8 protein-coding genes are annotated in these 13004 nt (G+C 70.7%); 3 read left to right on the plus strand and 5 right to left on the minus strand.

What is annotated here, in order from left to right; translation table 11 throughout:
• Positions 1-88: 88 nt before the first annotated feature.
• Complete coding sequence (gatB, locus tag AC0VYD_RS21680; RefSeq protein ID WP_475480335.1) at positions 89-1582, minus strand: Asp-tRNA(Asn)/Glu-tRNA(Gln) amidotransferase subunit GatB; 1494 nt, start codon at positions 1580-1582, stop codon at positions 89-91.
• A 301-nt stretch (positions 1583-1883) separates the two neighbouring features.
• On the opposite strand from gatB, the gene AC0VYD_RS21685 reads away from it, so the two are divergent.
• The 3 genes from AC0VYD_RS21685 to AC0VYD_RS21695 all read left to right on the plus strand — a co-directional run bounded on the left by AC0VYD_RS21685 (position 1884) and on the right by AC0VYD_RS21695 (position 6241).
• Positions 1884-3056, plus strand: coding sequence for a thioester domain-containing protein (locus AC0VYD_RS21685; RefSeq protein ID WP_475477250.1), 1173 nt, complete (start codon positions 1884-1886; stop codon positions 3054-3056).
• Between the two features lie 397 nt (positions 3057-3453).
• Positions 3454-4677 (plus strand): thioester domain-containing protein, encoded by a 1224-nt coding sequence (locus tag AC0VYD_RS21690; RefSeq protein ID WP_475477251.1) that lies wholly within the window; start codon positions 3454-3456, stop codon positions 4675-4677.
• Between the two features lie 340 nt (positions 4678-5017).
• A complete protein-coding gene (locus tag AC0VYD_RS21695) occupies positions 5018-6241 on the plus strand; it encodes a thioester domain-containing protein (protein ID WP_475477252.1) in 1224 nt (407 codons plus the stop codon).
• 337 nt (positions 6242-6578) lie between these two features.
• On the opposite strand, the gene gatA is transcribed toward AC0VYD_RS21695, so the two are convergent.
• From gatA to ligA, 4 genes are all read right to left on the minus strand, one after another.
• Positions 6579-8075, minus strand: a complete 1497-nt coding sequence (gene gatA / locus AC0VYD_RS21700; RefSeq protein ID WP_475477253.1) for an Asp-tRNA(Asn)/Glu-tRNA(Gln) amidotransferase subunit GatA — start codon at positions 8073-8075, stop codon at positions 6579-6581.
• Positions 8076-8375 (minus strand): Asp-tRNA(Asn)/Glu-tRNA(Gln) amidotransferase subunit GatC, encoded by a 300-nt coding sequence (gatC, locus tag AC0VYD_RS21705; RefSeq protein ID WP_191274162.1) that lies wholly within the window; start codon positions 8373-8375, stop codon positions 8076-8078.
• Positions 8376-8537: 162 nt separating this feature from the next.
• A complete protein-coding gene (locus AC0VYD_RS21710) occupies positions 8538-10574 on the minus strand; it encodes a putative bifunctional diguanylate cyclase/phosphodiesterase (protein WP_475480336.1) in 2037 nt (678 codons plus the stop codon).
• A gap of 176 nt (positions 10575-10750) precedes the next feature.
• Entirely contained in the window at positions 10751-13000 is a 2250-nt protein-coding gene (ligA, locus tag AC0VYD_RS21715) for an NAD-dependent DNA ligase LigA (RefSeq protein WP_475477254.1), read from the minus strand.
• Between the last annotated feature and the right edge of the window lie 4 nt (positions 13001-13004).

Genomic DNA, 13004 nt, shown 5'->3' on the forward strand with positions numbered 1-13004 from the left:
GTCACTCCGAGTGATCATCATGCGTTCAGGCATGGGAACGCCGCGGAGGAAGCGCCCCCGGCTCGCGCCGGGGGCGTTTGACGGTGCGCTAGCCCGAAAGCCTCTCCAGGATGAGTTCCCGGGCGCGGCCGGCGTCGGCCTGCCCGCGGGTGGCCTTCATGACGGCGCCCACCAGGGCACCGGCCGCGGCCACCTTGCCGCCCCGCACCTTGTCCGCGGCGTCGGGGTTGTTGGCGATGGCCTCGTCGACGGCGGCGCCGAGGGCGCCGTCGTCGCTGACGACCTTCAGACCGCGGGACTCCACGACGGCGTCGGGCTCGCCCTCACCGGCGAGGACGCCCTCGACCACCTGGCGGGCCAGCTTGTTGGTGAGTGTTCCCTCGGCGACCAGGGCGATGACCCGGGCCACCTGGGCCGGGGTGACGGGCAGGGAGGTCAGCTCGACCTCCTGCTCGGTGGCGCGGCGGGACAGCTCGTTCAGCCACAGTTTGCGGGCCTCCGCCGAGGGCGCGCCCTCGGCCACGGTCGCCTCGACCAGGCCGATGGCGTCGGCGTTGACCAGGTCGCGCAGCTCGGTGTCGGAGAGGTTCCACTCGGCCTTGACCCGGGCGCGCTGGGCGGCGGGCAGCTCGGGCAGGGTGGCGCGCAGCTCCTCGATCCACTCCTCGGACGGGGCGACCGGGACGAGGTCGGGGTCCGGGAAGTAGCGGTAGTCCTGGGCCTCTTCCTTGGAACGGCCGGAGGTGCTGCGGCCGAGGTTCTCCTGGAAGTGGCGGGTCTCCTGCACCACCCGCTCCCCGGCGTCGAGGACGCCGGCCTGGCGCTCGATCTCCGAGCGCACGGCGCGCTCGACGGAGCGCAGGGAGTTGACGTTCTTGGTCTCGCTGCGGGTGCCCCACTCGTCGGCGCCGCGCTCGTTGATCGAGACGTTCACGTCGCAGCGCATGGAGCCCTCCTCCATGCGCACGTCGGAGATACCGAGCGAGCGGACCAGGTCGCGCAGTTCGGCCGCGTAGGCGCGGGCGACCAGGGGCGCGAGGTCGTCGGTGCCGGTGATCGGCTTGGTGACGATCTCCAGCAGCGGGATGCCCGCGCGGTTGTAGTCGACGTTGGAGTGGCTGGCGCCGTGGATACGGCCGGTGGAGCCGCCGACGTGGGAGGACTTGCCGGTGTCCTCCTCCATGTGGACGCGCTCGATCTGCACGCGGAACTCGCGGAGGCCGTCGGGGGTGTCGACGGTGACGTCGAGGTAGCCGTCGACGCAGATCGGCTCGTCGTACTGCGAGATCTGGTAGTTCTTCGGCATGTCCGGATAGAAGTAGTTCTTCCGGGCGAAACGCCCCCACGGGGCGATGGAGCAGTTGAGCGCCAGGCCGAGCCGGATCGCGCCCTCCACGGCCTTCTCGTTCACCACCGGGAGGGAACCCGGGAAGGCGAGGCAGACCGGGCACACCTGGGTGTTGGGCTCGGCGCCGAACGCCGTGGGGCAGGGGCAGAACATCTTGGAGGCGGTACCCAGCTCGATGTGGGTCTCCAGCCCGAGCACGGGTTCGTACCTGGTCAGCGCCTGCTCATAGGCCACCGGGGTGGGGTCGCCACCGGTCTTGGCAGGGCTAGGAGTTACCGCGTGGGCCATCGCCGCAAACCCGTTTCCGTAGAGGACATACCTTCCAGGTCAGCCTACCGAGGCTGAGAGGCCCGCCGGCCCCGTTTCCGGGTGTGGCACACCTGACGGATGTTACGGCCAGTGCACGATTGGGCCGCTGTAGAGGTGTTCTACCGGCGCAGGAAGTGCCGGACCGTTAGTCTTGATTGCTCAGGAACACGATTTCGCCGGTAGGGGCTGTCCGCCTCTTCCACCCTTCGTACAGGAGCGCCCGAGCATGTCCGGCATACTGCGTCGGTGCGTCGCGCTGCTCACAGCCTCCGCACTGATCGGCTCACTGGCCTCAGCGCCAGCCGCAGCCGACGACTTCTCCCGAGTGGACCGCGATCCGGTCGCAGGCTCCTCCCTCGTACTCTCCGACGGGGAGGAGGCCGACACGGCGCTGTTCAGCCTGCGCGTGGCCGACGAGGACTCGGTGCGCGCCTACGCGCTGGTCGCCGACGAGGAACTGCGCCCGCGCACCGCCTACGTGGAGTCGGCGTGGGCCGACCGCCCGGAGTGGACCCGGGCCGGCGGCACCGCGGCGCCCGCGGACCGGGCCAACTGGATCGTGACCAACTCCTACCCCAACCTGGATCTGCCGGACCTGGCGACAGCCTTCGGTGCGGCGGACCTGGACGAGGCGCACGCCATCGCGGCGACCCAGGCCGCCCTGTGGAACGTGTTGGAGGGGGTGGAACTGGACCCGGACAACAACAACGAGGACGTCCTCGCCCTCTACACGCACCTGGTCGAGGGCAGTGCCGACACCGGGGGCGGCGCGACCGCCCGCTCCCTGGAGGTTTCCCCGGCCCAGGTGGAGGCGGTCGCCCCCGAGGAGCCGCTGGGACCGCTGACGGTCTCCACCCCGAGCGAGGCGCCCCTGCGGCTGTCCGTGAACGGGGCCCCGGCCTCATGGCTGGTCGACGCGGAGGGCCGGGAGGTCTCCGAGGCGTTCGACGGGGACCAGGTCTTCCTCGACGTGGATCCGTCGGTCCCGGCCGGTGTGGCCACCCTGAACGTGCGCGGCGACCGGGTCCCCCTGGCGGAGGGCCGCCTGTTCACCGGCAGGGAGGGTGTGCGGACGCAGCCGCTGATCACAGCGGAGGCGGGTTCGGCGACGAGTTCGACCACCGCGACGTTCACCTGGCGCCGCGAGGAGGCCCCCGAGACCCCCGAGGCGACCGAGCCGGAGACGGCCGAACCCGAGGTACCCGAGGCGCGCGGCCAGACCTCGCCCGAACCCACGGCGGAGGAGGAGGCGACCACCCCGGAAACGGATGACCACAACAACTCCGAGGGCGGTCTGGCTTTCACTGGCACCTGGCTGTCCGGCCTGTTGGTTATCGCCGGAGCGTTGGTTGTATCTGGCCTGCTCATCCTGGTTTTGGGCCGCAAACGGCGCGACTGAGCGCCCACGAAGGACGCGCTGAGGCACTTTCAGTTGCACTCCAAAAGGGCACAATTTGGTCAATCTGTGAAGTGATTTTTTTCTGACCGGATCGCGGCATTTTTCAACGAAACGGGTTGGAAGCACCCACGGGGATCGCTAGTATCAGTCCAGCGTTGGCACCCACAGCGAGTAGCCCGTTCCCCTGGCGCCCTGAGCCGTCCTACGCGATCGAACCCACGTTTGCGCAGCGACGCTTCGAATGCCTCGTGGTGACCCATCGAAGACCGCAGAACACGCCATGCGGTACCGACCCCCCGCAATCGCAGTGCTGTGGCCCTCGCTCTTGTTCCTCGGCTGCGCACAGCCGTGCGAACGAAAACCATCCGGTTACCCCTAGAACACACCGGGATACGACTTGAGTACTTTCTCCCTTCCCCGTACCGCCGGACGCGCTGGCTTCGCCGCCTCCGCCGCGGCGCTCCTCGCCCTCGGTCTGGCCGCTCCCGCGGCCGCCGACGAGGAGGTGGAGACCTATGAGGGCTCCGTCGAAGGCCAGTACATCGGCAACGCCGAAGAAGGCCCGACGGTCCACATGGACGGCGCCTCGGCCCCGACCAGTCTCTTCAATCTGCAGCTGAAGGACCAGGACACCGTCCTCACCACGTACTGCATCGACTTCCGGACCGACATCCGGTGGAAGGCCTGGTACAAGGAGGACGACTGGGCCAACTACCCGGGCAAGGGCGAGTTCGCCCAGCCGGGCAAGGTCCACTGGATCCTGCAGAACTCCTACCCGAACGTGAGCGCCGGCGACCTGGGCGCGGCCGCGGGCGTCGAGGGCCTGAGCGACGAGGACGCCCTGGCGGGCACCCAGGCCGCCATCTGGCACTTCAGCAACGACATGGGCCTCGGCGACGGCAACAGCGAGGGCGTCGAGAAGGTCTTCGCCTACCTGACCGAGAACGCCGTGGAGCTCGAGCAGCACGAGGAGCCCGAGGCCGCCCTGAGCATCACCCCGAACGAGGCCACCGGTGAGGCCGGCGGCACCGTGGGCGAGTTCGTCATCCAGACGAACGCCTCCGACATCCCCGTCGACCTGAGCGCCCCCGAGGGCGTCGAGCTGGTCGACGTCGAGACCGGTGAGGCCGTCGACTCCGTGAACAACGGCGACACCGTGGGCTTCTCGGTCCCGGCCGACGCCGACGAGGGCCAGGCCTCCTTCAGCCTCGAGGCCACCTCGACGGTCGAGACCGGCCGCCTCTTCCAGGGCAAGGACCCGGACAAGCCCACCCAGACGCTGATCACCGCCGAGGGCGGCAGCACCACGGCCTCCGCCTCGGCCACCGCCTCCTGGACCGAGGGCCCGGGCGAGACCCCGCCCCCGACCGACGAGCCGTCCGAGACGGACGAGCCGTCGGACGAGCCCACCGAGCCGGAGGAGCCCTCCGAGGAGCCGACCGAGCCGGGCGATGACAAGCCGACCCCGCCCAAGGACGACGAGCCGACCCTGCCGGTGACCGGTGGAGCGCTCGCCGGACTGGTCGCAGCCGGCGTGGCCGCCCTGGGCGCAGGCGGCGGCGCCATCTACCTGAGCCGCAAGCGCAAGGCAGCCGCCGGCGACAGCGAGACCGACGTCTAGGGGACCACCCCCAGACCGGTCCCGCCCAGCGGGTAGTACCAGGGCCCGCCTCCGTGAAAACTCACGGAGGCGGGCCTCTGTCGTTTCCGGGATCCGGAGCGCCCGCGCCCCGCGGCCCCGGGCAGGGAGGACACCGGTGACCGGAACATCACCTCGGGGCAGACTTGGAGGCCACTGAACAAATCAGTAATATCGGTCAGGCACAAACCACTCCTGCTGTGCCATCGGACTCATCCGAGATCCGAAGCCGCTCCGGCCCCTCCAGAGCGTGCCCTCCTCCCTGCCCGATGCCGCACGCCCCCAGGGCTGTGCGGCACAGCACACCACGACAGGACACGACGTGAAGCACTCCCCCCTCTCCCCCTACGCGGGTCGCGCGGGTCTCGCACTCTCCGCCGCGGCCCTGCTGGCCTTCGGCATGGCCGCTCCGGCCGCTGCAGAGCCCGTGGAAACCTACGAGGGCTCCGTTCGCGCGCAGTACGTCGGAAGCCACGAGTCCGGCGAAACCGTCACGATGAACGTCGGCACGGTCGGCACGAACCTCTTCAGGCTCCGCCTGGAGGACGGCAGCGAACTCATCACCTACTGCATCGACATCGAGACGGGCGTCCGCTCCTCCGCCTGGTACCAGGAGGACGAATGGGCCAACTACCCGGGCAAGGGCGAGTTCGCCGAGCCCGGAAAGGTCCACTGGATCCTCCAGCACGGCTACCCGAACGTGAGTGCCGAGGACCTGGCTGAGGCCGCCGACGGCGCCAACGCGGCCCGGGTCACCGACGCCGAGGCGCTCGCCGCCACCCAGGCCGCCATCTGGCACTACAGCAACGGCGCCGAACTGAACCGCGGCCGCGGCAACGTCAAGGGGATCTACGACTACCTGGTCGAGAACGCCGAGGCCATGGCCCAGGAGCCCGCCCCGACCCTCAGCGTGACCCCGGACAGCGCCACCGGCCAGGCCGGTAACACGGTGGGCGAATTCGACATCTCCACCAGCTCCGCCGAGGTGCCGATCGCTCTGGAGGCCCCCGAGGGCGTCGAGCTGATCGACCTGTCCACCGGCGATCCGGTCGGAGAAACCGTCAACGACGGCGCCAAGGTCGGCTTCGCCGTCCCCGAGGACGCCGAGGCGGGCGAGGCCTCCTTCTCCCTGGAGACCACCGCCACCGTCCAGCAGGGCCGCCTGTTCAAGGGCGAGGACAGCCACAAGGCGACCCAGACGCTGATCACCGCCCAGGACAGCGAGGTCACCGTCGACGCGGCCGCCTCCGTCGAGTGGTCCGAGGCCGACGAGCCCGCCCCGGAGCCGACCCCGGAGCCCACCCCGACGCCGGAGCCCGAGCCCACCCCGACCGACGAGCCGGACCCGAAGCCCACCCCGACCGGGCAGCCGGGCGATGACAAGCCGACCCCGCCCAAGGACGACGAGCCGACCCTGCCGGTGACCGGTGGAGCGCTCGCCGGACTGGTCGCGGCCGGCGTGGCCGCCCTGGGCGCAGGCGGCGGCGCCATCTACCTGAGCCGCAAGCGCAAGGCAGCCGCCGGCGACAGCGAGACCGACGTCTAGGGGACCACCCCCAGACCGGTCCCGCCCAGCGGGTAGTACCAGGGCCCGCCTCCGTGAAAACTCACGGAGGCGGGCCTCTGTCGTTTCCGGTGGTCGGGGATACGGGTTCGGGCGGTTTGTGGATGGGGTGCGAGCCACCCCAGGGGGTGTCCTCAACCCCGATCACAGACCGTCTGAACGTGCACCCGCGCAACCCCCGCACCACAACAGGTCTTGAACCCCAACCACAACCCCCACACCCGAACACGCGAAAGCCCCGCGTCCCCTTCCGGGAGCACGGGGCTTTCGGCGCTTGCGTTCGGCGCTTACGTGCGCCGGGCCGCGTGTCCGACCGCTGTCAGGCGACCGCGTACGGGCTGCGGGCGATCAGCGAACCGTCCCGCTCGGTCAGGGCGCGCTCGACGGCGGCCGCGACCCGGTAGGTGCGGTCGTCGGCCAGCGGGGGCGCCATGATCTGGAAGCCGACCGGCAGGTCGTCCTCCGGGGCGAGGCCGCACGGCACCGACAGCGACGCGTTCCCGGCCAGGTTGGACGGGATGGTGCACAGGTCGGCCAGGTACATGGCCATGGGGTCCTCGGAGCGCTCGCCGATCGGGAACGCGGTGGTCGGTGTGGTCGGCGAGACCAGCACGTCCACGTTCTCGAAGGCGGCGTCGAAGTCGCGCTTGATCAGCGTGCGCACCTGCTGGGCGCTGCCGTAGTAGGCGTCGTAGTAGCCGCTCGACAGGGCGTAGGTGCCCAGCATGATGCGGCGCTTGACCTCGGGGCCGAAGCCCTCGGCACGGGTGAGCGCCATGACCTCCTCGGCGCTGCGCGTACCGTCGTCGCCGACGCGCAGGCCGTAGCGCATGGCGTCGAAGCGGGCCAGGTTCGAGGAGGCCTCGCTGGGCGCGATGAGGTAGTAAGCCGACAGGGCCGCGTCGAAGCTCGGGCAGGACACCTCGACGACCTTGGCGCCCAGGGACTCCAGCAGCTCCACGGTCTCGCGGAAGCGCTGGCGCACGCCGGGCTGGAAGCCGTCGCTGTCCAGTTCCTTGACCACGCCGACGCGCAGCCCCTCGACGTCGCCGAGGCGGGCGGCGTCCGCCACCGCGGGCACCGGGGCGTCGACGGAGGTGGAGTCGCGCGGGTCGTGGCCGGAGAAGGCCTCGTGGAGCAGGGCGGCGTCCAGCACGTTGCGCGCGAACGGGCCCGGGGTGTCCAGGGAGGAGGCGAAGGCGATCATCCCGTAACGGGAGGAGCCGCCGTAGGTGGGCTTGCCGCCGACCAGGCCGCACACGGCGGCGGGCTGGCGGATGGAGCCGCCGGTGTCGGTGCCGGTGGCCAGGGGCGCCTCGAAGGCGGCCACGGCCGCGGAGGAGCCGCCGGAGGAGCCGCCGGGGATGCGTCCGGTGTCCCACGGGTTGCGGGTGAGGTGGTAGGCGGAGTTCTCCGTGGAGGAGCCCATCGCGAACTCGTCCATGTTGGTCTTGCCCAGGATGACCAGCCCGGCCCCGCGCAGGCGCTCGGTGACGGTGGCGTCGTAGGGCGGCTGCCAGCCTTCGAGGATCTTCGAGGCCGCGGTGGTGGGCATGTCCTTGGTGGTGAACACGTCCTTGTGCGCGACCGGCACACCGGCGAGGGGGCCCAGGTCGGCACCGGCGGCGCGCCTGGCGTCCACCTCGCGGGCCTGGTCGAGGGCGGTCTCACGGCGCACGTGCAGGAAGGCGCCGATGTCGCCGTCGACCGACTCGATCCGGTCCAGGTAGGCGGTGGTGGCCTCCTCGGAGGAGACCTCACCCGCCTTGATGGCCGCGCCGAGGTCTGCGGCGCTGAGCCTGATGACGTCGCTCATCTACTCTTCCTCCCCAAGGATCCGCGGAACCCGGAAACGCTGGTCCTCCACCGCGGGGGCGCCGGCCAGGGCCTGCTCGGGGGTGAGGCCGGTCCTGGCCTCGTCGGGGCGGTAGACGTTGGTCAGCGGCAGGGCGTGCGAGCTCGGCGGGATGTCGCCCTGGGCGACCTCCTGCACCTTGGCCACGGCGGTGAGGATGTCACCGAGCTGGGCGGCGAGCGTGTCGAGCTCGCTCTCGTCGAGCGCCAGCCGCGACAACCGTGCGAGGTGCGCGACCTCATCGCGGGTGATGGCGGTCATCAGATGAGAACCGTTTCTTCGGCGGACGGATGATCAGCCCAATCCTATTGGCCCCGGCCCGGTCCGCGTGCCCGCTCCCCGTCACCTGAGGCCCATGACACCCGGTTCACCGTCAATCCTGTTCAGGTCCCCGACCGAATCGAAAGCCCATAGGACCGATCGCTAGACGGGGGTGCCGGTGTCGTGGGCGGACATCCAGGCGGGGACGTCGCGGGCCTTCATCGGCCGGGCCAGGTGGTGGCCCTGGGCGGCGTGGCAGCCGGTGTCGCGTGCGGCCTCGGCCAGGGCCCGGGTCTGTACGCCCTCGGCCGTGGTGCGCATGCCCAGGGCGTGGACCAGGGCGATGGCCCCGTGCACCACGGTGCGGCCGTTGGCGGTGCCGTCGACCAGGCGGGCGGTGAACGATCCGTGGATCTTCACCTCGTCCAGCGGCAGCCCGGCCAGTTGGGCGAGGGTGAAGTGGCCGGTGCCGAAGTCGTCCAGGGCCAGACCCACGCCGAGGGAGCGCAGGCGTTCGACCGCCCCGGTGGTGGCGCCCAGATCGGTGATGAGGGTCTGTTCGCTGATCTCCAGGACCAGCTGCTCGGGCGGAACGCCGTGCTCGCGCAGCGCCGCCGCGACGGTCTCGGGGAGTTCGGGGTCCAGGAGTTCTCGGACGCCCAGGTTGACCGCGACGGGGAGGGTGAGCCCCGCCTTCCGCCACTGGGCGACCCGGGCCAGGGTGATGTCCAGGACCTGCCCGGTGAAGGCGCGGAACAGGTTGGAGTGCTCGATCACCGGCATGAACTCGTCGGGGGTGAGCAGGCCCCGGTGCGGGTGGCGCCAGCGGGCCAGGGCCTCCAGGCCGATCGGCCGCTCGTCGGCCAGGGACACCTTGGGCTGGTAGTGCATCTCCAGGGCACCGTCGGCCAGGCCCCTGCGCAGCTCGCTGTACATGCTGAGCCGTGCGGTGGAGTTGCGGTCCTTGCCGGGGTCGTAGCTCTCCACCCCGGTACGGTCGGCCTTGGCGACGTACATGGCGACGTCGGCGCGCTGCATGAGGAGCTCGAAGTCGGGCGCGTCGTCGGGGTACAGGGCGATACCGGTGCTGACCTGGAGGTCGAAGTCCATGCCGTCCATCCGTACCGGTTCGGACAGCGCGCCCCGCAGGCGCAGGGCCACTTCGCGGGCGGACGCGGTGTCGCGCACCTGGGGCAGCAGGATCGCGAACTCGTCGCCGCCGAGCCGGGCCACCAGGTCGGCGGGGCGGACGCTGTGCGTGAGGCGGCGGGCGAGGGTCTGCAGGAGCCGGTCCCCGGTCGGGTGGCCGAGGGTGTCGTTGACCTCCTTGAACCGGTCCAGGTCGAGCAGGAGCAGACCGACCCGGGTGCCGCGCTGGTGCGCCTGGTCGACCTCCTGGCGGGCACGGACGGTGAGGAGTTTGCGGTTGGCCAGGCCGGTGAGTTCGTCGTGGTTGGCCTGGTGGTCGCGTTTCACCGACAGCAGGGCGCTGGTGTAGAGGGCGCCGAGGGGGAAGGCGAACAGCGGGACGTAGAGCACCGAGTGGGTCATCGCGATGACGATGAGCGGGGACAGGCTGAGCAGGACCGTGTTCACGTAGACCTGCTGGCCCAGGCCCTTGAACATGACCTGCTGCAGGGGCACGCGCTCGTGCATGGCCACGGCGGACAGCACCAGGACCCTGTTGACCAGGAACGACGCCGCACCGGCGAGGGCGATGGCGACGAGTTCTCCCCCGGCGGGCAACCAGGGGGAGGTGACGATCCCGGGGAGTGTCAGGCGCAGCACCGCGTCGGCGGTTCCCAGGGTCAGGACGTACTGGGCGGCGTTGAAGGCGGTGCGGTGGGGCGCGTGGCGGCGGGCCGCCCCGGCGACGACGGTGGCGGCGCACTGCAGGAGGGCGGCGACGGGCAACCCGTAGAAGATGACGAGTGCGAAGGTGAAGGGCAGCGAGGTGGGCGCACCGCTGCCGGGCGCCTGGCCCGGCATGGCGATCGGCCTCAGCTCGCCGAGGGTCACCATGCACAGCAGCACCCACACCAGGGGCTCCCCCGCCAGGTTGGCGAGCTGGTCGAGGCCGAGTTCGAGGCTGGAGAAGGCGAGCAGCGCCGCCCCGGCGGTGGTGGCGGCCGTCATGTAGAGCCAGAGCGGCGTCCCGACCCGGGGGCCGATGTCCCGGGTGCCGATGGGGTCCTTCATCAGAATCCTCATGACCGATATCCGAGATATGTCTGTGTCCATATCCGGAGCGTTGTTGCACAGCTTACGGGCTTTCGTCACCAACTGTCGCCCGACAGGAACTATCAGTTAACCCTCTTGTAAGCCGGAAAGGGCAGGGATCCACCGGATCCCTGCCCGCGCGCCCGGACCGCCCCCTACTCGGGCTCCTCCACGGGGTTGGTGCGGAGCTTCTCCGCGGCCTCCGGCCCCTGGGACAGCAGCACCCGGAACCCGGCCTCGTCAAGCACGGGGACGCCGAGCTTGACCGCCTTGTCGTACTTGGAACCGGGCGCGTCGCCGACCACCACGAAGCCGGTCTTCTTGGAGACCGACGCGGTTGAGCGGCCCCCGCACTCGGCTACGGCCTCCTTGGCGCCGTCCCGGGTGAACCCCTCCAGGGAACCGGTCACCACGACGGTGACGCCCTCCAGCACCCGCGAACCCGGCGCCTGACCCTCGTCCTCCATCCGGACCCCGGCCGCCGCCCACTTGCGGACGATCTCGCTGTGCCAGTCCACCGCGAACCACTCGCGGATGGACGTGGCGATGGTCGGGCCGATCCCGTCCACCGACGCCAACTCCTCCTCGGTGGCATTCCGGATCGCGTCCATGGAACGGAAGTGGCGGGCCAGGTCCTCGGCGGCGCGCGGGCCGACGTGGCGGATGGACAGGGAGACCAGCACCCGCCACAGCGGCTTGCTCTTGGCCTCCTCCAGCTGCTCGAACAGCTTCTCGACGGTCTTCTTCGGCTCGCCCTTCATGTTGGCGAAGAAGGAGACGACCTTGGGTTCACCGGTCCTGGGGTCGGTCTTGGGCTCGGTGGTGTCCGGGTCCAGGACGTGCGTGCGGATCGGCAGCAGCTGCTCGACGGTGAGGTCGAACAGGTCGCCCTCGTCCCTGAGCGGCGGCTCGGCGGGCTCCAGCGGCTGGGTGAGCGCGGTGGCCGCCACGTAGCCGAGCGCCTCGATGTCCAGGGCCTTGCGACCGGCGATGAAGGCGATGCGTTCGCGCAGCTGGCCGGGGCAGGAACGGGCGTTCGGGCAGCGCAGGTCGACGTCGCCCTCCTTCTGCTGGCCGAGCTCGGTGTCGCACTCGGGGCAGCGCTGCGGCATGACGAACTCGCGTTCGGAGCCGTCCCGCCGGTCCAGCACCGGACCGACGATCTCGGGGATGACGTCGCCCGCCTTGCGCAGGACGACGGTGTCACCGATCAGCACCCCCTTGCGGGCGACCTCCTGCGCGTTGTGCAGGGTGGCGAACTCGACCTCGGAACCGGCCACCACGACCGGCTCCATCACCCCGTAGGGGGTGACCCGGCCGGTGCGGCCCACACCCACCTTGATGTCGACCAGCCTGGTGGTGACCTCCTCCGGGGGGTACTTGTACGCGATCGCCCACCGGGGCGCGCGGCTGGTGGAGCCCAGGCGGCGCTGGAGGGCGAAGTCGTCCACCTTGACGACGATGCCGTCGATCTCGTAGGCGGGGTCGTGCCGGTGCGCCTGGTAGTAGGAGACGTACTCGCGGACCTCGTCCATGGTGGACACGACCCGGTAGCGGTCGCTGAGCGGCAGCCCCCACTCGCCGAGGAGCCGGTAGGTCTTCGACTGGCTGGTGAGTCTCACCTCCTCCGGCGCGCCCGCCGGGGCGTCGACGCCCCGCTCCCCTTCCGCCTCGCTGTACCCGGCGGGGACGTAGGCACCGACCCCGTGCACGATCATCGACAGCGGCCGGGTCGCGGTGACCCTGGGGTCCTTCTGCCGCAGCGAGCCGGCTGCGGCGTTGCGCGGGTTGGCGAAGGGCGCGTGGCTGCCGTCCTCGGTGATGCGCCGGTTGAGTTCGGCGAAGTCCTCGACCGGCAGGAAGACCTCGCCGCGCACCTCCAGCAGTTCGGGGGCGGGCCGCACGCTCTCGTCGAGCTGTTCGGGGACGACGCCGATGGTGCGGACGTTGAGGGTGATGTCCTCACCGACCCGGCCGTCGCCCCTGGTCGCGGCCCGGATCAGGCGGCCCCTCTCGTAGACCAGGTCCACGGCCAGACCGTCGATCTTGAGTTCGCACAGGTAGGCGTCGACGGGCACCTCGGCGGAGGCGCGGTCGGCCCAGGCGCTGAGCTCCTCGGAGTCGAAGGCGTTGCCCAGGCTCTCCATCCGGACGAGGTGTTCGACCTCCGCGAAGTCGACGCTGATGGGCGCGCCGACCTTCTGGGTGGGCGAGTCCTGGCTGACCAGGATCGGATACCGGTCCTCGATGTCGCGCAGTTCGAGCATGAGCCGGTCGTACTCGGCGTCGGAGACGATCGGTCTGCCCAGGTAGTACCGGTAGCTGTGGTCGTCCAGCTCACGGCACAGCTCGGCGTGGCGGGCGCGTACCTCGTCGGGGACGGTGGTGTTGTCGGGCGCGCTCACAGCC

This window comes from Nocardiopsis sp. iso_40 (genome assembly GCF_056173285.1).

Excerpts from the sequence above, each read along its gene's own strand:
- AC0VYD_RS21685 (WP_475477250.1), top strand. The coding sequence starts at position 1,884 with ATGTCCGGCATACTGCGTCGGTGCGTCGCGCTGCTCACAGCCTCCGCA.
- gatA (WP_475477253.1), bottom strand. The coding sequence starts at position 8,075 with ATGAGCGACGTCATCAGGCTCAGCGCCGCAGACCTCGGCGCGGCCATC.
- gatC (WP_191274162.1), bottom strand. The coding sequence starts at position 8,375 with ATGACCGCCATCACCCGCGATGAGGTCGCGCACCTCGCACGGTTGTCG.
- AC0VYD_RS21710 (WP_475480336.1), bottom strand. The coding sequence starts at position 10,574 with ATGAAGGACCCCATCGGCACCCGGGACATCGGCCCCCGGGTCGGGACG.